The organism is Bradyrhizobium niftali (genome assembly GCF_004571025.1).
Taxonomy (GTDB): domain Bacteria; phylum Pseudomonadota; class Alphaproteobacteria; order Rhizobiales; family Xanthobacteraceae; genus Bradyrhizobium; species Bradyrhizobium niftali.
In genome coordinates, this window is sequence record NZ_SPQT01000012.1 from 1 (window position 1) to 15,799 (window position 15,799).

The following is a 15,799-nucleotide window of genomic DNA, read 5'->3' on the forward strand; positions in this document are numbered from 1 at the left end:
GGGATTGTGGAGGTGGTGGCGACGGTGGGGGAGGCGGTGGCGGTGACTAGATCCGCCGCAATCTTGATCCAGCGCAACACCCTATTTTAGAGCCGTTCTAGGCTGTTTGCGGGCCAGTTTGGAATAGCTTCAAATACCGGTTTTTCCTTTTGCATCCGGCCGGCCCCTTAAATATCGATGATGGCGCATCACCGAAGGGCCTGCCGCTTCCATGATCGTTTGTTCCTGTAACGTGCTGAGCGATGACGACATCCGCGCTGCTGTCGCCGAGTCCGACGACGCCGTGCGCCATGCCAAGCAGGTCTATGGCTGCCTCGGGTGTAGCGCCGAGTGCGGCCGCTGCGCGCGGACGATCAAAACCATCATCGACGAAGCGCTTGGCCCCTGCGCCAAGTCCTGCTGCTCCGGCTGCCCGCACAGCCACACCGTGGCCGCCAATGACGAGACGGCCGAGTCCGCCCAGTTCGCGCTCGCGGCCTGCTGAAATCTTCCGTAACCTCGGCTGAGCTTTTCCCCGGCTGCGTCCCCGTAGCCGGTTGCTCCCGTGCGTAAACTCATTTAGAAGCGTTCTAAATTCGGTTTAGGACCGATTTGGACTGCAAGAGCTGGAGTGAACCATGCAGGGCGACGCAAAAGTCATCGACTACCTCAACAAGGCACTGCGTCACGAGCTGACTGCGATCAACCAGTACTGGCTGCACTACCGCTTCCTCGACAATTGGGGCCTGCTGGACATGGCCAAGGTCTGGCGCAAGGAATCCATCGAGGAGATGGAGCACGCCGACAAGCTCACCGCGCGCATCCTGTTCTTCGACGGCTTCCCGAACATGCAGGTGCTCGATCCCCTGCGCATCGGCCAGAACGTCAAGGAGATCATCGAGTGCGATCTCGCCGCCGAGATGAGCGCGCGGGCGCTCTATCAGGAAGCGGCGACCTACTGCCACGGCGTCAAGGACTACGTCACGCGCGACCTGTTCGAGAAGCTGATGAGCGACGAGGAGCACCACATCGACTTCCTCGAAACCCAGCTCGACCTGATCGGCCGCATCGGTCTCGAGCTCTACACCCAGAAGCACGTCGGCGGGCTCGAGGGCGAGGGGCACTAGGCTTCGGCGTCAGCCGCACACTCTTGTGTCGTCCCGGCCTAGTGCGCAATTGCGCACTAGGCCGGGACGACATCGAACCCCTACAGCTGCTGCTTATAGCGCTCTTCCACGATCTCCTGACTCTCCGGTTCGCCCAGGCCCGTCTGGTCGTGAATGACTTCGACGATGCTCGGCATCACCGAGCGCTGCACCTTCTCCGGCGACCACAGCTTCGAGCGCATCAGCGCCTTGCCGCAGTGGAAATAGACTTCGCTGACCGCAACGTTCAGCACCGCGCGCGGTGGCTTGCCGAATTCCACCATCGAGGCGAGCAGGTCCGGATCGGCCGACAGCGTGCCGCGCCCGCCGACGCGCAGCGTCTCGTCGATGCCCGGGACGAAGAACAGCAGATGCACGAAGCCCGAGCCTTCGACGACGTTGCGAAAACTGTCGATCCGGTTGTTGCCGGAGCGGTCGGGCATCAGCAACTGGTTGGGGCCGGCGACGTGGACGAAGCCGATGCCACCACCGCGCGGCGAGGCGTCGACGCTGCCGTCGCTGCCAGAGGTCGCGAGCACGCAGAACGGCGACATCTCGATGAATTTCTTGGCATGCGCATCGATCGCGGGACGTGCCTTCGCGATCACGCGTGGGCTCGGCCTGGCATAGATGGTGGCGAGGTCTTCGGCGCAAAGATCGGTCAACGGTGTGCCTCCGTATGAGCTCGGCGGCAAACTACCCGATGGGGCCGCGCCCGGCCAACGAAATTCATCGCGATCCGCTAGACTGCATCGGCCGGCACGAAGCAGCTGATGATGATGGTGCCGCGATGGTGGACGTACCACACCACGGCCTGGCCGACCGGATTGCCGCGGTCGCGGATGATGGCGCGCTCAGGCACGGCCATCCACTGTCCCTCGATCGGTACCCAATAGGCGCCGTTGCGCACGTCGTAGTCGGTGCGATGGCCGTCGGAGATGTCGCAGCAGGGCACGCCATTCGGCGCGATCACGCTCTTGAACCAGGCGCGGATGTCGGGCAGGACGTGGTCATATTGCCCGTTGTCGAACGCAAACGCCGCGCTCGTCAGCGCCGTCATCGCAGCCAGCCAAACGCACAGTGCAAGCCTGCGCATGCGATCCTCCTCATCGCGTGTCGTGCCAGTGGCGCGCGATTTGTCCCGCGCGTCGATTCGTATCGTTGACGAGATTAAGCCCGAGCTGCCGGCGCATTGCATGCTCAAATAATATGCGGCGCGAGAGGCGCCGCATATGATGCATTGCGATAAGAGGATTTGTCGCCGGTTTTACATCGTCCGTTGCGGCGCGGTTTGCAGCAATTGCCTGACCTGCTCGCTGTAGAATTTTGCATTGCCGGTGGTGCCGTGACCGCGCGTCTCGGTGCTGGCGGGGATCAGATACAGGCGGCTGTTCTTGATCCTCTTCATCGCCGCGTCGGTGAGGCCGGTCTCCGGCGGGTTGCGCTCGTCGTCGGCGGAGTTGATCAGCAGCAACGAGGCTTCGATCTGCTCCAGCTTCTCCCCGGCATTGTAGTCGTGCGAGGACTCCCACTGATAGACGAAGTCGTTGGCATCGACCGTGATCGGCGTCGCGAGCCGCTCGTCGACGATCTTGTCGGCCTTGGCCGCCGTCGGCGCCTGCGATTGATAGGCCAGCGTTCCGCCGATGCTCGCGATGCCGTAGGCGGTGACGGCGTATTTCATCATGCGCGGCTGGCTGGTGTAGTTGCCGCCATTGTAGTCGGGATCGTTGCGTATGGTGTCGAGCATGATCCGCCGCAGCATCCAGTTGCGCGATGCCATCTCGGTCGGCTGCGAGGCCATCGGGATCAGTGCGTCCATCGCCTTCGGATATTTCTCGCCCCACAGCCAGGTGTGCATGCCGCCCATCGAATTGCCGATGACGAGCCGCAGATGCTTGACGCCGAGTCCTTCCGTCACCAGGCGGTACTGCGCCTCGACCATGTCGTCGTAGTCGTATTTCGGAAAGCCCGTCTTCATGCCGTCGGACGGCTTTGACGATTTGCCGTGGCCGATGCCGTCGGGAATGATGATGTAATATTTGGCGGCGTCGAGCGGCTGTCCGGCACCGAACAGCTCGCCGGCAAAGCCTGGCGTCAGCATGCTTGCGCCCGAGCCGCCCGTGCCATGCAGCACCAGCACCGGTTGCCCGCTCGGCTCTCCGACGGTGGTGTAATGCAGCCGCAGCTCCGGCATGACCTCGCCAGTGTGGAACTTGAAATCCCTGGCGATCCAGTCGCCCTGTTTCGGCGCAGGATAGTCGGCGGCCATGGCCGACGCTGAGATGGACAGCAGGATGGCCGACAGCGCCGCGCAAGAAGCCTTCATATTTTCTCTCTCCATGCGGCTCGTATCCGGCGGCCGCGTTGCGGGGGATCTTAGCAAAACTCTCCGGAACAATGTAGGATTTTGGTTCCGCCGATCGTCCTCGAGGAAACCATCGGGAGAGACTGCATGTGCCGCAACATCAAGACGCTGTTCAACTTCGAGCCGCCGGCGACGGAGGACGAGATCCATGCCTCGGCCTTGCAGTTTGTGCGCAAATTGTCGGGCTTCAACAAGCCGTCGCAGGCCAACGAGGCGGCGTTCGACCGCGCGGTGGCCGAGGTCTCGGAGGCGGCGCGAAAGCTCCTCACCTCGCTGCACACCCATGCGCCGACGCGCGACCGCGAGATCGAGGCGGAAAAGGCCAAGGAGCGTTCGCGGTTGCGCTTTGGCTAGCGGATCCGCAGACCCGTTCCGTGATCTGGCTCACGGTGCGGGGCGCCGCGACTTGCAATGATGTCTGCCGGGGTTTTGCCAACCCGGAGCACGATCATGAGCCGCCCCCTTCTTCCCCTCAAAGCAGGTGCCATCATCTTCACGCTGCTGTGGACCGCGTGGATGATGTGGTGGAGTGGCTCGTTCTCGAGCGCGAACGCCGCCATCCTGGCGGTGTGCGGCGCGGCAGTCGGCTATCTCTGGTATCGCGCCATGCGCTGGCAGTTCGAGCGCATGGGCATGCTGCCACACAAGGATGATTCCTCAAGGGCTTCGTGATCCGGGGCAAGAGTGCGTGGCTAATCCCTGTGGCCGTGCTTCTTCTTTTTCTTCTTTTTCTTGTGGTCGTCGCCTTCGCCTTCGCCGTCGTCGCTCTCGTCATCGGCGATCGGCTCGTCGGTTTCCTGCACGGCGGCCTCCAGCGCCTCGCGCTCGGCGGCTTCGCGCTCGCGCTGGCGGCGACGCTCGTCCCAGGCGTCGAAGAGCTGTTCGAGCCAGGGCAACACCTGTTCGATCGACGGCAGTTGGCCGGGTGGGCCGGCCTCGCCGCGCGGGCCCTGCGGCCCTGCCGGCCCTTGCGGTCCGACAGGTCCCTGCGCTCCGGCAGCGCCACGCGGACCGGCCTCGCCCAGCTTGCCTTGCGGCCCGGCCTTGCCCAGTGGCCCAGCCTTTCCGATCGGCCCCGGCTTGCCTTGCGGTCCTGGCTTGCCGCGCGCGCCGTCCGGGCCGCGCCGGCCCGGATGACCCTGCGGTCCCGGCCGTCCCGGCTCGCCCTGCCGCCCGCGCGGACCCTGGGGTCCCTGCCGTTTCTGTTCGTCTGCCACGCCACTGCTCCCTTGACCGGAAGCAAGCTACTTAGCGTCGTTTGACGACAGCAGCAATTCCGTCCGCGCATCGCACCACGCTTGATCAACATCAACCGGCGGCACGCGGCGGCGTGTCATTGGAGGGCGCGCGGCCACAACCTCACGAGGAGCGACCGATGCGCGAAGCGTGGAAAATGTTCTGCTTGGCTGCAGTCACTTTTGGCATTGCGCTCGGCCTTGCCCACGAGTTCGTGCCCGATATCGTGCCGGTCGCTTTCGCCGAAGAGCCGCAGGGGTCATGGGCCGTCATGACGGCCTTCGTGCTCCGCGCGATCGAGCTGATCGCGGCCGCAGTCGCAATCATCGCGCTCGCGGTTCTCGCCGGCGCGTACCTGCAGCAGGAGCTGCGCCGCCGCTTTCGCAGCACATCGTCGCGCCGGGCGTCGCAGGCCGACTGATCGACCTGGCGCGGCCACGCGCTAGTCCTGATAGGCCGGCACGTCGATGCCGGAGGCGGCATAGAGCCTGATCTTGTTGCGCAGCGTGCGCACCGACAGGCCGAGCACGCGCGCGGCGCGTGTGCGATTGCCGTCGCAGCGGGCGAGTGTCTGGAGCACGAGCTCGCGCTCGACCTCGTCGACGGTCGCACCGATCAGCAACGGAACGATCTGGTTTGGAGCAAGGAATTCTGCGCCCTGCGGCGCGGCGACATGAACAGTGGTCATCAATATACCTCCCGACCAACGCCCGCTTCCATCATTGGAAGCGGATCGAGAACAAACGACCCCCAAGCCGTAAATCCACGGTGGTCGGGTTTGGTTAATGAAAGGTTAACCGCCGGCGATCGCACCAATTGACCTTGGGATTGCCGCGAAGCCGCCGCGATTGGCGCCGTATGCGCACGGATGCGGGCTTATCTCGCGCCACACATACGCTGTCACGCCCCGCGGCGGGGCATGACACCTTGTGTGTCGATAGATCGACGCGTCCTCCTCACACCGTCCGGTACCCGCCGTCCACCATCACGATCGTTCCCGTGACGTAGGCCGACAGGTCCGAGGCGAGGAAGATCGCGGGCCCTACGATGTCCTCGGGCTTGCCGGTGCGCGCCAGCGGGGTGCGATCGACGAAGGTTTGCACCAGCGCCGGATTGGTCGCGCGCACATTGGCGTTGATGTTGGTCTCGATGAAGCCGGGCCCGATCGCGTTGACGCGCACGCCTTCCTTGCCGAGCTCGGCCGCAAGCGCCTTGGTGAAGCCGAGCACGCCGTGCTTGGAGGTGGTGTAGGCCACCGAGCTCGGCGTGCGCAGATGCACGAAGGACTGGATCGAGCCGATATTGACGATGCGGCCCTTGGCTGCGCGCAACGGAGCGAGGAAGGCTTGCGTCATGTTGAAGACGCCGTTGAGGTTGAGCGAGATGATGTCGTTCCAGTCCTTCGCCACCGTCTCCGTCTCCGCGGTGAAGGCGTTGCGGCGGGTGATGCCGGCATTGTTGACGAGGATCGAGACCTGCCCGACCTTGTCGGCGACTTGCTTGGCCAGCGCAAAGCAGTCCTCGCGCCTGGTCACGTCGAGCGCGAAGCTCTCGGCCCTGCCGCCGGCGTTGCGGATCTCCTGCGCCGCTTCCGCGACCGTGTCGGCGTTGACGTCGAGCAGCACCACTTGCGCGCCTTCGCGCGCGTAGCCGGCCGCGATCGCCCGGCCGATGCCGGAACCGGCGCCCGTGACGACGGCGATATGGTTTGCAAGCAATGCCATGACATTTTCCTCCCGGATTCGTTTCTAAGTTTCATGAAAGGCTAACTCGAAATTAAGGGGTCGGAAACGGCGGCCTTGGCATACTGATCTTCATTGCTAAACGTTGCGCGCATGATGGAACGGCTTGAATCCTGGAAATTGGCGCTCGAGCGCCTGCGGTCGCCGGAGTCCGCCGACTGGGCCGAGGCGGGCCGGCTGGTGGCCGAGATCGTGCGGATGAGCACCGATGTCACGCTGCGACAGGCCGCCGAGCAGGCGCTTCCGGTGCTGCGCCAGGCCGTGGACAATGACGATCACGGTGTCACGCTGGCGGCCCAGCGCCGCATCGGCGTGGTCCTCGATGTCGTGCATGGTCTGACCGCGCCGCGCTTCGGCCGCCGCAACGCCATGCCGAAGAAACTCTCGAGCGAGGACCGCGCCCGCAAGGTGCTCGGCCTGCCGCTCGCGGTGCAGCTCACCTGCGAGGACATCAACCAGGCCTATCGCCGCGCCGCCAAGGGCATGCATCCCGACCGGGGCGGCAGCGCGGAAGCCTTCATCGACCTCGCCGCGGCACGCGACCTGCTGATCCATCCCGGCGCGCACAAGGACGCGTGAGAGCGCCTCAGCTCTTGTTCACGCAGCTTGGATAGGGCGCGGCTTCCCCTGCTACGATCGGGCAGAGCTCGATCGGGCTGAGCTCGTGCAAGCGCACCTGCCAGCGTTCGTCGTTGACCGGCGGCTCGTCGCTCTCGGGGCCGCGCTCGGCCCATTGGATGGTGTAGTAGTCGGTCGTGCCCTTCAGCGTGACCAGCAGCGCGGTCTCGCTGTGCCGGGTCGGGCCGCTGTCGACGCGGCCGCAGCCGATCACCGCGACGAAACCCTCGAAGCGGCCGAAATTGGTGGCACCGAGCGGCCGTGCCGCAAAGCTGTCCGGGCAGGCCGATTTGAAGCCGCCGGCGATGGAGCCTGCGAACGTCTCGGGCGAGGCGCCCGGCGTCAGCGTCATGCCCTTCTCGCCGGTGACGGTGATCATCTGCGTCCAGCGTTCCGGCGTCTCGCCCTTCGGCACGGCTTCGCGGATGTAGTGGCCGCCCTTGGTGTTCTCGAACACCGCGACGAAGTTCGACGGCATCGCGAAGCTGACGAGCTGGCCGAAGATCGGCGAGATCGCGCGGAAGGATTGCGGCGCCTGCGCGCGGCCAGCGGAGACGAGTGCGAGCGACACGGTGAAGATGGCTGCCGTCGTGGTGAGCGTGCGCATCGATTGATCCCGCGGGGACTAATTAGAAACGCTGGATAGAAACGCGAACGGGCAAGGATGCTAGCATCGCATCCTTGCCCGATCCTTGTCGTCCGCCGATCGAATCCTACCAGGCGCAGCGGCCGTTCTTCAGCGCGTGATCCTTCAGCGCCAGCGCGTCGACGAAGGTCGGCACGGTGCTGCTGACGCGGGCGTAGTCGGAGGGCCACGGCGCGGTCGGGATGCTCTCGTCCCAGATCTGGCAGAAGCCGGTGTCCTGCCAGCGGATCAGGTGATAGTTGGCTTCGGCAGGGCTCGCGGCCACGAAGGCAGTGACGGCAAGACCGGCGGCAGCGCACAGCACGGAAATACGACGCATGATCAGCTCCTCAAATGAAAGATGTGATGCGCCTCCCGACAATCACGGGAGGGGTGGTGCGGGACGCTTTTGGGGAGCGCGCCCCGGACAAGATGTGAGTAGTTCCGCCTGCTGATCAGGTTCAACGCGCGTGCGCTGGAAACGCGGGATTTTGGCCGGAAAACGAGGGCCGCCCGCCCAAAAGAAGAGGGCGGATCGCTCGGGCGATCCGCCCTTCAAATCCGGTCTGTCGCGTCAGGCTCAGAGCGTGCAGCGGCGCTCCGCGCGCAGCTTGATCTGGAGGTCGGAGGCGGCCGTGAAGGTCGGCAGCGGCTTGCTGACAACCTTGTAGGTCGAAGCGCCCCACTGGAACGGCTTGTACTTCAGGTCCTCGTTCCAGACCTGGCAGATGCCGGTGTTGTCCCAGCGGATCACGTAATAGCCGACAGCCGCCGAAGCGGGCATGGCGAACACGGAACTAGCGATGCCGGCAACGGCACAGAGGGCGAGAACGCGACGCATGAAATATCTCCTTGTGGGGAAGTGTGACCCGAAAATTCGTGCGGTAAAAGCCGGTCCTTTGCAAGCCGGGGAGCCGCCGTTCACGGACATGTCAGGCGATGCAGGGCACTTGGTTTGGCCGCGTGCCCGGCAAGTCACACTGCTCACTTCGAAAGCGACGCCACCGCCTCGATCTCGATCAGCATCTTCGGATCGGGCAGTGCATGCACCACGCAGGTGGTGCGTGCCGGATAGGGCGGCGGACCGAACGCGCCGGCATAGAGCGCGTTCATGGCGGCAACGTCGGAGGCGCGGGTCAGGAGCACGTTGACCTTGACGAGATCGCGGACGGTTGCACCGGCTTCGTCCAGCACGCGCTTGATGTTGACGGCGACGTTGGCGAACTGCGCCTCGAAGCCGTCGGGCAGCGCGCCATTGCCGTCGAAGCCGGGAATGCCGGAAACGAACAGGAGGTCGCCGACGCGCGTCGCAAAGGACAGCGGCGGTGCCTTCACATGCGGCGGGGGCGCGAAATGCTGGATCGTCATGGGATCACCTCGGGGGTCGTGCAGGGCGCATCAGCGTAGCGACATGCGGGGGACTTGCAATCGTCATCAGGGGGCCGGCGCAGGGGGGCAAAACAAAAACTGCGAAAACAACCCCATGCACAGTAGAGATCGAACAGAATTCATTGGAGTCTTTTCAGTTCGGAAAAAGAAAAATAATCGATTGCTCCGTCGGGCAAAACAGGAGCAGAATGGCATCATGAAGTTGCCGCGTCCTGCGGCACCAAGCGCTGCCGTCATGCCCCGGCCTGACCGGGGCATCCAGTACGCCGCGGCTTCCCGGTTCAGCCACCGCCGTCTCTGGAATACTGGATCGCCCGGTCAAGCCGGGCGATGACAGTTGAATGCGTTGCTGCACCTCACGCCTCACGGCCGCTCCATCATGTTGCCGCCGTGATCGATCGGATAGATTCGTCCGGTCTGATTCGATCCCTCCTTGAAAAATAGCCCCCGGAGACGCCCTATGAAGCTCGCATCCACCCTTCGCGCCGCGCTGGTCGCCATCGCCGCCCTTGCCGGGCTCTCGACCTCGGCGCTGGCCGACGGCGGCACCGTGGTGCTGACGATCTACAAGGCGGGCTGGATCATCGGCGGCTCCGGCGGCTCCGGCGTGCTGAACTTCCGCGGCCGCTCCTACGGGCTCTCGTCCGGCGGCCTCGATTACGGCCTCGTCTTCGGCGGCTCCAAGACCGTGCTGCGCGGCCGCGTCTCCAACATCAACCGTCCCTCCGACGTCGCCGGTGTCTACGGCGCCGCCGGTGCCGGCCTTGCCGTCGGCCGCGGCGCCCGCGCCATCGTGCTCACCAACCAGAAGGGCGCGGTGCTGGAACTGTCGGGCTACCAGACCGGCCTGATGGCGAATGCGGATCTGAGCGGACTCGCGATCACGATGCGGTAGGCAGGTCTCGTAGGGTGGGTTAGCCGAAGGCGTAACCCACCTCTTTGGTTTCCGCGGAGACAGAAGTGGTGGGTTACGCCCGCGGACCACGCTCCGCGCGGCCGCGAGCTAACCCACCCTACGATCCGCTCACCGCCGCATGGATCCTCTCGCAATGCGCGACCAGATTGGCGTGCGCGTCGACGAAGGTCTTCAGCGGCGTCGGGATCGGGAAGTAATAGATGTTGGCGATGAAGCCATAGATGCCGGCATCGATGCTGGTCGCGGCTTCGCCGTGCACGAAACCGGTGGCGGGCACGATCTCGGCCAGCACCTGGAGGTCGGCGAGCCCTCGCGCATAGGCCTGCTCCGGCGTGTAGCGGCCGATGCCCTGGAAATGATAGCGCTGCGCATTGTACGCCTTCGCCTTCTCAAATCCCTCCGCATTGATCTGCGGGTGCTGTGCGATGAAGGCATCGCGGAAGGCCGGGTAGTAGCGCTCGTCCTTCCAGCGCGAATAGGACATCACCCAGTAGAGATCGTCCAGCATGCGGGTGACGAAATGATTGGTCCTCCGCTGCTCCGTTGACAGCCCGGCATCGATGCGTAGGCGATATTTCGCGATCGCATGCGCGATGATCGTCTCGCTGTCGCCGATGGTCTCGCCGTCGTCGACGATGTAGGGCAGCTGCCCGCGCGGCGCGGCGGAGGCATCGAAGATGTGCTCATGGACGAATGGCACGCAGGCGAGCTTCAGGAAAGCGTAGACCTTGAGGCCGTAGCCGTTGTTGTCGGCGACGCCGCACAGTTCCGGATACGAGTAGAGCGTCAGCATGGGCGGGCTCCTCAACCGGGCAACTCCAGGCCCATCATACAGGGTTGCTGAAAAAAATACGCCCCGGCCTGTCGGATCCCGGTTTCGTGCTTCGTCCTCCGGATGATGCCGCGCCTCCTCGCCTCTTTTCATCACCAAGGATACCAGCACATGACCTCCATCACGCCGTTCCTCTGGTTCGACAACAACGTCCCCGAAGCCGTCGCCTTCTACAAATCGGTGTTTCCCAACGCGAAAGTAGAGACCGTCAGCGACTTCATGGCGGTGTTCGAGCTCGAAGGGCAGCGTTTCAATGCGCTCAATGGCGGCCCGCAATACCGTTTCAACGAGGCGGTGTCGTTCTTCATCAGCGTGGAGACGCAAGGTGAGGTCGACTATTTCTGGAGCCGGCTCACCGCGGATGGCGGCGAAGAATCCCGCTGCGGCTGGCTCAAGGACAAGTTCGGCCTGTCCTGGCAGGTGATCCCATCGGCGCTTTCCCGCTACCTCGGCGACCCCGACCGCACCAGGGCCAACCGCGTCATACAGGCGATGATGCAGATGAAGAAGATCGTGATTGCGGATCTGGACAGGGCGTATGCGGGGTGAGGGCGTAGAATGGGTCAGCCGGTCACGAATGCGGTCGCTCCGCACGGAACGCCGCGCGGACGGCGCTTCGCGCAGCCGCGAGGCTAATCCACCCTACGAACGCGATGCGGCGTTGAAGACAGCCAGTTGCGCATCGAACGCGCGCCTGAAGGCCGGGCGCGCTTCGCCGCGGGCGACATAAGCGGCGACGTCGGGATATTCGTCGAGCAGGCCCGATGCGTTCAGCCGGCGCAGCACCGTCACCATCATGAGATCGCCGGCGCTGAACGCGCCGTCGAGCCAGTCGGCCTCGCCGAGGCGGCGGGACAATTCGCCGAGCCTGACACGGACGCGATCCTGCAACATCGGCAGGCGCGCCTCGTGCCAGCTCTTGTCGCGCTCGAACAGCAGCGCCATTCCGAGCTCGACGATCGGCGGCTCCAGCGTGTTCAGCGCGGCAAACATCCACGCAATCGCGCGGCTCCTTGCATTCGCCTCGAGCGGCAGCAGCCCGGCATGGCGCTCGGCGAGATGGAGCACGATCGCGCCTGATTCAAACAGGGCGAGATCGCCGTCCTCGAAGGTCGGGATCTGCCCGAACGGATGCAGCGCAAGATGCGCCGGTTGCTTCATTGCCGCGAACGAGACGAGGCGGACGTCGTAGGGCTGGCCGACCTCCTCCAGCGCCCAGCGGACGCGCATGTCGCGCGCCTGTCCCCTGCCGCGGTCGGGCGAGCTTTCGAAGGCGGTGATGGTGGGGGGCATCTGGAGGCTCCGGGGTGGTGGCGCTTTGCATCCAGAGGACGAACGGCCGGCGCGGATTCCGACAGACTATCTTGCTTTTGCGTTGTGAGGGCCGCTGGCGATCAGCCGCGGGAGCGCGCGTGATTGGAGAAAGTCATGCCAGCGCTTGTCGCGCTGGCAACTCGCTTTGAGCCAAATGGACATCGCTCGGGGACCGGTTTGTGCTGACCGGTCCCACGCATTTCGCATCCTTCATGGCAACGCGGCTCGACGCCGGTCCAACGAATTCGAATGGACCATCCATTCGGGCAGGGGGGCGCCGTCGCGATGCCGGCCACCGGCGCAAGCCGCGGCCCAGGCCGCGATGGCACCAAGCAGGACGGCCGTGGCCACCGAGAACGCCAGGATGATCGTGCTGCGCCGCGATCGCGCGATCGCAGTCTTGGCGTTGGCAATCACGTTGTCGACCCGGCGTTCGGCGTCGGCCGCCGCAAGGCCGGTTGCGCCGGCAACTTGCTGGATCAGGTAGGTCCTGTCGTCAGTGCTCATGCCGTCGTGGCTTGACGCGGTGAGAAGGATGCGGCCCGCTTCAGCGCGTTCCGAACTGAGATCGATGTTGGGGGCACGGCGCCCGGCGCGATAGAGACGGTCCAGCTCGTAGCTCAACAGCGGTTCGGCGGCGCTCGTCCGCGCCGAAGTGGCGGCTGAGGGATTGCGCGACAGGCTCGCCGCACCCAGCAGCGTGGCCAAAACCGCGCCCATCACCACCGCCAGCGCCCAGACCGCCACGCCATGCAGGCCGTCCGCCTGCTCGATTTGCTCCACAGGGCCGGGCGCGGGGGGATTGCGAACCCACCCGGCAATATAGCCGCCCAATCCGAAGCTGATGATTGCCTGGAGGATCAGGTAGATGCCGGACAATATCCATAATGCCGCGGAGGCATCGCGCCATGTCGGCGAAGCTGACGTGACGCCCAGGCCGACGCTTGCGCCGAACGTCACAAGGATGAAGGACATCGCCGTAGCCGCAAATGCTCCCAGCAGGATCGGCGACCATTGCAGATGGCGCGGTCCGCGCTCGGCGCGATACGCCTCGACATCGGCGCGCGACGCCGGAGGAAGGCTTTCCATGGACATTTCCATCATCCTTGCTCAGCGCAGGCCGAAAAAGGACAGCACGGCGAGGATCACCACGACCAAGCCAACGAGATAAATCAAACCGTTCATTGTCGCCTCCAATACCCTGCCGGCGTCAATCTTCCCTGTCCGCCAAAGTTCCTATTTCGGGAAAATGTTGCAAACGGCGGAGCGACCGCGGGAACACGCTGAAATCGCAGGGTGGGTTGGCCGAACCCGCGGCGTCCTGGCGAAAGCCGGCGCGTCGGATGGGGAGGGCAAAGCGAAACCCAGCGCCTGCGCGCGTTGACCGTTTTGCGACCTGATCCACTTCGCCAGGTCGCCTTGGATCGCTATACTGCCAATTCCAGCAGGATGGTGAGCTCATGGCGAGAGAATTGGAAGGCAAGGTTGCTGCCGTGACCGGGGCCGCGTCCGGTATCGGATTGGCGAGTACCGAGGCGATGTTGGCCGCGGGCGCGCGCGTGGTGATGGTCGACCGCGACGCCGCCGCGCTGAAGGCGCTCTGCAACAAGCACGGCGACACCGTGATCCCGCTGGTCGTCGACCTGCTCGATCCGAAAGACTGCGCAACGCTGCTGCCGCGCGTTCTGGAGAAGGCCGGCCAACTCGATATCCTGCATGCAAATGCGGGCACCTATGTCGGCGGCGACCTGGTCGATGCCGACACCATGGCGATCGACCGGATGCTGAACCTGAACGTCAACGTCGTGATGAAAAACGTGCACGACGTGCTGCCGCACATGATCGAACGCCGGACCGGCGACATCATCGTCACGAGTTCGCTGGCGGCTCATTTTCCGACGCCGTGGGAGCCGGTCTACGCGTCGTCCAAATGGGCGATCAACTGCTTTGTCCAGACGGTGCGGCGCCAGGTCTTCAAGCATGGCATTCGCGTGGGCTCGATCTCGCCCGGCCCGGTCGTCAGCGCCCTGCTCGCGGACTGGCCGCCCGAGAAGCTGAAGGAAGCCAGGGACACGGGAAGCCTGCTGGAGGCCAGTGACGTGGCCGAGGTCGTGATGTTCATGCTGACCCGGCCGCGCGGCATGACCATTCGCGACGTGGTGATGCTGCCGACCAATTTCGATCTCTAGGGCGCGTGCAGTTCGTAGGGTGGGTTAGCGCAGCGTAACCCACCACGCCTCCACGATCGCCGCACGAAGTTGGTGGGTTACGCCGCGCGGACTGCGCTTCGCGCCGCCGCACGTCTAACCCACCCTACACAGCGATCCACTTCGCCAGCTCGCGCCACGGCTCCAGCGTCCAGTGCCCCGACGCAGCGCCGGACGGCGAGGGCAGCACGAATATCTCCGGCAGGCTTCCATCGCGCTGCTGCCGCCCCAGCGAAATCCCACTCGACTGCCGACCGTAAAACAGGCTCGCCGCCTTCTTGCTCGTGAACGCAATCGTCCGCGGCCGATACTTTTCGATCTTGGCCTTGAAGCCGGCTACGTCGATCGTGTCAGCCGCGATCTGGTGATCCATCCCCGCGCCCGACTTGGAGAGATCGGTGAAGCCGATCCCGAGCTCGATCAGCGCCGCGAACTCGCTTGGCTGATAGCGCCGCGGCGTGATGCCGGCCTCATGGATCGCGCGCCAGAAGCGGTTGCCGGGATGGGCGTAGTAGTGCCCGAGCTCGGCCGAGCGCGTGCTGGCCGCGGTGCCGACGAAGACAAGGCGGAGGTTGGGGCGGAGCTGGTCGGGGAGGCGGTGGAAGTCGTTGTCGGTCATCGAAGGGCCAATGAGCCTGCATGCGGCGGGCGACCTGTTCGCCCGGTTGCTCGGCTCGACAGCTACCATTTCTGTCGTTCACGTTCTATACCTTGCCCATGAACCGCGAAGAACTGGCCGCCGCTTATGCGGCGCCTGGCCGGCACTATCACAACCTCTCGCACATCGAGGACTGTCTCGATGCGCTCGCGCGGGTGGAAGGAATCTCGGCGGCCGAGCGCGAGATTCTGACGGAGGCCATCTGGTGGCACGATGTCGTCTATGATCCGACCCGGTCGGACAATGAAGAGCTCAGCGCGCAACTGGCCGAGCAACACGTTCGCGCCGATATCGGCCACGAAGTGAGGCGCTTGATCCGCCTGACCAGGACGCACAACGTCCAACCGGATGATCGCCTCGGCGCGATCCTGATCTCGATCGATCTCAGCATCCTCGGCGCGGCGCCTGCGCGCTACGACGCCTACGCGGCGGCGATCCGCCAGGAATTCATCCACGTCAGCGACAGCGACTATCGCGCCGGCCGTGCCAAGGTGTTGCGTCAGTTCGCCGCCCGGCCGGTCATCTACCCCGATGCCGGTTTCGCCGCGATCCATGACCGGCAGGCACGCGACAACCTTGCGCGGGAGCTGGCGTCGTTGAGCTGAAGCCGACGTCGTGCGCGGCGCTACTCCGTAGCCCGCATGAGCGAAGCGACATGCGGGGCAACTGTCGATCCCGGATGTCGCTTCGCTCATCCAGGCTACGCCTGCTTGATGCGACGTTCGCAAAAAAAGCCGGGCGCTCGCCCGGCCTTTCATTTTCAGATGGAT

Annotated in this window: 24 protein-coding genes; 10 read left to right on the plus strand and 14 right to left on the minus strand. The window is 64.6% G+C overall.

The features are described 5' to 3' along the window. The first annotated feature begins 211 nt into the window (after positions 1 to 211). Both E4K65_RS20925 and bfr read left to right on the plus strand, forming a co-directional pair. Positions 212 to 484: a (2Fe-2S)-binding protein gene (locus tag E4K65_RS20925; RefSeq protein ID WP_011089421.1), complete on the plus strand. Its 273-nt coding sequence runs from the start codon at positions 212 to 214 to the stop codon at positions 482 to 484. Between the two features lie 133 nt (positions 485 to 617). Continuing rightward, entirely contained in the window at positions 618 to 1,106 is a 489-nt protein-coding gene (gene bfr / locus E4K65_RS20930; protein WP_011089420.1) for a bacterioferritin, read from the plus strand. Between the two features lie 80 nt (positions 1,107 to 1,186). Here the strand turns inward: bfr and E4K65_RS20935 are convergent, their stop codons facing one another. From E4K65_RS20935 to E4K65_RS20945, 3 genes are all read right to left on the minus strand, one after another. After that, positions 1,187 to 1,789, minus strand: a complete 603-nt coding sequence (locus tag E4K65_RS20935; protein ID WP_135175781.1) for a pyridoxamine 5'-phosphate oxidase family protein — start codon at positions 1,787 to 1,789, stop codon at positions 1,187 to 1,189. A 77-nt stretch (positions 1,790 to 1,866) separates the two neighbouring features. After that, positions 1,867 to 2,220 carry a hypothetical protein gene (locus E4K65_RS47375; RefSeq protein ID WP_167770998.1) on the minus strand — a complete coding sequence of 118 codons (354 nt, stop codon included), beginning with the start codon at positions 2,218 to 2,220 and terminating at the stop codon, positions 1,867 to 1,869. A 171-nt stretch (positions 2,221 to 2,391) separates the two neighbouring features. Continuing rightward, positions 2,392 to 3,453, minus strand: a complete 1,062-nt coding sequence (locus E4K65_RS20945) for an alpha/beta fold hydrolase (protein ID WP_135175782.1) — start codon at positions 3,451 to 3,453, stop codon at positions 2,392 to 2,394. Positions 3,454 to 3,579: 126 nt separating this feature from the next. Here E4K65_RS20945 and E4K65_RS20950 point away from each other — a divergent pair, with 126 nt between their 5' ends. Both E4K65_RS20950 and E4K65_RS20955 read left to right on the plus strand, forming a co-directional pair. After that, on the plus strand, positions 3,580 to 3,846 hold the full coding sequence (locus tag E4K65_RS20950; RefSeq protein WP_135175783.1) for a DUF2277 domain-containing protein: 267 nt from the start codon (positions 3,580 to 3,582) through the stop codon (positions 3,844 to 3,846). A 96-nt stretch (positions 3,847 to 3,942) separates the two neighbouring features. Then, positions 3,943 to 4,164: a hypothetical protein gene (locus tag E4K65_RS20955; RefSeq protein ID WP_135175784.1), complete on the plus strand. Its 222-nt coding sequence runs from the start codon at positions 3,943 to 3,945 to the stop codon at positions 4,162 to 4,164. A gap of 20 nt (positions 4,165 to 4,184) precedes the next feature. On the opposite strand, the gene E4K65_RS20960 is transcribed toward E4K65_RS20955, so the two are convergent. Beyond that, positions 4,185 to 4,709, minus strand: a complete 525-nt coding sequence (locus tag E4K65_RS20960) for a collagen-like domain-containing protein (RefSeq protein ID WP_135175785.1) — start codon at positions 4,707 to 4,709, stop codon at positions 4,185 to 4,187. A 158-nt stretch (positions 4,710 to 4,867) separates the two neighbouring features. Between E4K65_RS20960 and E4K65_RS20965 the strand changes: the two genes are divergently transcribed. Then, positions 4,868 to 5,149 (plus strand): hypothetical protein, encoded by a 282-nt coding sequence (locus E4K65_RS20965; protein WP_135175786.1) that lies wholly within the window; start codon positions 4,868 to 4,870, stop codon positions 5,147 to 5,149. A gap of 21 nt (positions 5,150 to 5,170) precedes the next feature. On the opposite strand, the gene E4K65_RS20970 is transcribed toward E4K65_RS20965, so the two are convergent. Further along, the gene (locus tag E4K65_RS20970; RefSeq protein WP_027547911.1) at positions 5,171 to 5,416 is read right to left on the minus strand and encodes a helix-turn-helix domain-containing protein; all 246 of its coding nucleotides are present in this window, start codon (positions 5,414 to 5,416) and stop codon (positions 5,171 to 5,173) included. 268 nt (positions 5,417 to 5,684) lie between these two features. Next, positions 5,685 to 6,452, minus strand: a complete 768-nt coding sequence (locus tag E4K65_RS20975) for an SDR family NAD(P)-dependent oxidoreductase (RefSeq protein ID WP_135175787.1) — start codon at positions 6,450 to 6,452, stop codon at positions 5,685 to 5,687. A 111-nt stretch (positions 6,453 to 6,563) separates the two neighbouring features. Between E4K65_RS20975 and E4K65_RS20980 the strand changes: the two genes are divergently transcribed. Further along, the gene (locus tag E4K65_RS20980) at positions 6,564 to 7,049 is read left to right on the plus strand and encodes a J domain-containing protein (RefSeq protein WP_135175788.1); all 486 of its coding nucleotides are present in this window, start codon (positions 6,564 to 6,566) and stop codon (positions 7,047 to 7,049) included. Positions 7,050 to 7,056: 7 nt separating this feature from the next. Here the strand turns inward: E4K65_RS20980 and E4K65_RS20985 are convergent, their stop codons facing one another. The 4 genes from E4K65_RS20985 to E4K65_RS21000 form a co-directional block, all read right to left on the minus strand. Continuing rightward, entirely contained in the window at positions 7,057 to 7,695 is a 639-nt protein-coding gene (locus E4K65_RS20985) for a hypothetical protein (RefSeq protein ID WP_135175789.1), read from the minus strand. 106 nt (positions 7,696 to 7,801) lie between these two features. Next, a complete protein-coding gene (locus E4K65_RS20990) occupies positions 7,802 to 8,053 on the minus strand; it encodes a hypothetical protein (RefSeq protein WP_135175790.1) in 252 nt (83 codons plus the stop codon). 240 nt (positions 8,054 to 8,293) lie between these two features. Beyond that, on the minus strand, positions 8,294 to 8,554 hold the full coding sequence (locus tag E4K65_RS47380) for a hypothetical protein (RefSeq protein ID WP_027547916.1): 261 nt from the start codon (positions 8,552 to 8,554) through the stop codon (positions 8,294 to 8,296). Between the two features lie 143 nt (positions 8,555 to 8,697). After that, complete coding sequence (locus E4K65_RS21000; RefSeq protein WP_135175791.1) at positions 8,698 to 9,081, minus strand: RidA family protein; 384 nt, start codon at positions 9,079 to 9,081, stop codon at positions 8,698 to 8,700. A gap of 481 nt (positions 9,082 to 9,562) precedes the next feature. On the opposite strand from E4K65_RS21000, the gene E4K65_RS21005 reads away from it, so the two are divergent. After that, entirely contained in the window at positions 9,563 to 9,997 is a 435-nt protein-coding gene (locus E4K65_RS21005) for a hypothetical protein (protein ID WP_135175792.1), read from the plus strand. 118 nt (positions 9,998 to 10,115) lie between these two features. On the opposite strand, the gene E4K65_RS21010 is transcribed toward E4K65_RS21005, so the two are convergent. Continuing rightward, positions 10,116 to 10,811: a glutathione S-transferase family protein gene (locus E4K65_RS21010; protein ID WP_135175793.1), complete on the minus strand. Its 696-nt coding sequence runs from the start codon at positions 10,809 to 10,811 to the stop codon at positions 10,116 to 10,118. A gap of 150 nt (positions 10,812 to 10,961) precedes the next feature. Here E4K65_RS21010 and E4K65_RS21015 point away from each other — a divergent pair, with 150 nt between their 5' ends. Further along, a complete protein-coding gene (locus E4K65_RS21015) occupies positions 10,962 to 11,399 on the plus strand; it encodes a VOC family protein (protein ID WP_135175794.1) in 438 nt (145 codons plus the stop codon). A gap of 93 nt (positions 11,400 to 11,492) precedes the next feature. Here the strand turns inward: E4K65_RS21015 and E4K65_RS21020 are convergent, their stop codons facing one another. Beyond that, positions 11,493 to 12,143: a glutathione S-transferase family protein gene (locus tag E4K65_RS21020; RefSeq protein WP_135175795.1), complete on the minus strand. Its 651-nt coding sequence runs from the start codon at positions 12,141 to 12,143 to the stop codon at positions 11,493 to 11,495. Between the two features lie 231 nt (positions 12,144 to 12,374). Next, a complete protein-coding gene (locus E4K65_RS21025; RefSeq protein WP_135175796.1) occupies positions 12,375 to 13,259 on the minus strand; it encodes a hypothetical protein in 885 nt (294 codons plus the stop codon). A 365-nt stretch (positions 13,260 to 13,624) separates the two neighbouring features. Here E4K65_RS21025 and E4K65_RS21030 point away from each other — a divergent pair, with 365 nt between their 5' ends. After that, positions 13,625 to 14,353: an SDR family oxidoreductase gene (locus E4K65_RS21030; RefSeq protein WP_135175797.1), complete on the plus strand. Its 729-nt coding sequence runs from the start codon at positions 13,625 to 13,627 to the stop codon at positions 14,351 to 14,353. A 124-nt stretch (positions 14,354 to 14,477) separates the two neighbouring features. Here E4K65_RS21030 and E4K65_RS21035 read toward each other — a convergent pair whose 3' ends face one another. After that, the gene (locus E4K65_RS21035; RefSeq protein WP_135175798.1) at positions 14,478 to 14,990 is read right to left on the minus strand and encodes a mismatch-specific DNA-glycosylase; all 513 of its coding nucleotides are present in this window, start codon (positions 14,988 to 14,990) and stop codon (positions 14,478 to 14,480) included. A gap of 98 nt (positions 14,991 to 15,088) precedes the next feature. Between E4K65_RS21035 and E4K65_RS21040 the strand changes: the two genes are divergently transcribed. Continuing rightward, positions 15,089 to 15,634, plus strand: a complete 546-nt coding sequence (locus E4K65_RS21040) for an HD domain-containing protein (RefSeq protein WP_135175950.1) — start codon at positions 15,089 to 15,091, stop codon at positions 15,632 to 15,634. The last annotated feature ends 165 nt before the right edge of the window (positions 15,635 to 15,799 follow it).

Excerpts from the sequence above, each read along its gene's own strand:
- E4K65_RS20925 (WP_011089421.1), top strand. The coding sequence starts at position 212 with ATGATCGTTTGTTCCTGTAACGTGCTGAGCGATGACGACATCCGCGCT.
- bfr (WP_011089420.1), top strand. The coding sequence starts at position 618 with ATGCAGGGCGACGCAAAAGTCATCGACTACCTCAACAAGGCACTGCGT.
- E4K65_RS47375 (WP_167770998.1), bottom strand. The coding sequence starts at position 2,220 with ATGCGCAGGCTTGCACTGTGCGTTTGGCTGGCTGCGATGACGGCGCTG.
- E4K65_RS20945 (WP_135175782.1), bottom strand. The coding sequence starts at position 3,453 with ATGAAGGCTTCTTGCGCGGCGCTGTCGGCCATCCTGCTGTCCATCTCA.
- E4K65_RS20950 (WP_135175783.1), top strand. The coding sequence starts at position 3,580 with ATGTGCCGCAACATCAAGACGCTGTTCAACTTCGAGCCGCCGGCGACG.
- E4K65_RS20955 (WP_135175784.1), top strand. The coding sequence starts at position 3,943 with ATGAGCCGCCCCCTTCTTCCCCTCAAAGCAGGTGCCATCATCTTCACG.
- E4K65_RS20965 (WP_135175786.1), top strand. The coding sequence starts at position 4,868 with ATGCGCGAAGCGTGGAAAATGTTCTGCTTGGCTGCAGTCACTTTTGGC.
- E4K65_RS20970 (WP_027547911.1), bottom strand. The coding sequence starts at position 5,416 with ATGACCACTGTTCATGTCGCCGCGCCGCAGGGCGCAGAATTCCTTGCT.
- E4K65_RS20975 (WP_135175787.1), bottom strand. The coding sequence starts at position 6,452 with ATGGCATTGCTTGCAAACCATATCGCCGTCGTCACGGGCGCCGGTTCC.
- E4K65_RS20980 (WP_135175788.1), top strand. The coding sequence starts at position 6,564 with ATGATGGAACGGCTTGAATCCTGGAAATTGGCGCTCGAGCGCCTGCGG.
- E4K65_RS20985 (WP_135175789.1), bottom strand. The coding sequence starts at position 7,695 with ATGCGCACGCTCACCACGACGGCAGCCATCTTCACCGTGTCGCTCGCA.
- E4K65_RS20990 (WP_135175790.1), bottom strand. The coding sequence starts at position 8,053 with ATGCGTCGTATTTCCGTGCTGTGCGCTGCCGCCGGTCTTGCCGTCACT.
- E4K65_RS47380 (WP_027547916.1), bottom strand. The coding sequence starts at position 8,554 with ATGCGTCGCGTTCTCGCCCTCTGTGCCGTTGCCGGCATCGCTAGTTCC.
- E4K65_RS21000 (WP_135175791.1), bottom strand. The coding sequence starts at position 9,081 with ATGACGATCCAGCATTTCGCGCCCCCGCCGCATGTGAAGGCACCGCCG.
- E4K65_RS21005 (WP_135175792.1), top strand. The coding sequence starts at position 9,563 with ATGAAGCTCGCATCCACCCTTCGCGCCGCGCTGGTCGCCATCGCCGCC.
- E4K65_RS21010 (WP_135175793.1), bottom strand. The coding sequence starts at position 10,811 with ATGCTGACGCTCTACTCGTATCCGGAACTGTGCGGCGTCGCCGACAAC.
- E4K65_RS21015 (WP_135175794.1), top strand. The coding sequence starts at position 10,962 with ATGACCTCCATCACGCCGTTCCTCTGGTTCGACAACAACGTCCCCGAA.
- E4K65_RS21020 (WP_135175795.1), bottom strand. The coding sequence starts at position 12,143 with ATGCCCCCCACCATCACCGCCTTCGAAAGCTCGCCCGACCGCGGCAGG.
- E4K65_RS21025 (WP_135175796.1), bottom strand. The coding sequence starts at position 13,259 with ATGTCCATGGAAAGCCTTCCTCCGGCGTCGCGCGCCGATGTCGAGGCG.
- E4K65_RS21030 (WP_135175797.1), top strand. The coding sequence starts at position 13,625 with ATGGCGAGAGAATTGGAAGGCAAGGTTGCTGCCGTGACCGGGGCCGCG.
- E4K65_RS21035 (WP_135175798.1), bottom strand. The coding sequence starts at position 14,990 with ATGACCGACAACGACTTCCACCGCCTCCCCGACCAGCTCCGCCCCAAC.
- E4K65_RS21040 (WP_135175950.1), top strand. The coding sequence starts at position 15,089 with ATGAACCGCGAAGAACTGGCCGCCGCTTATGCGGCGCCTGGCCGGCAC.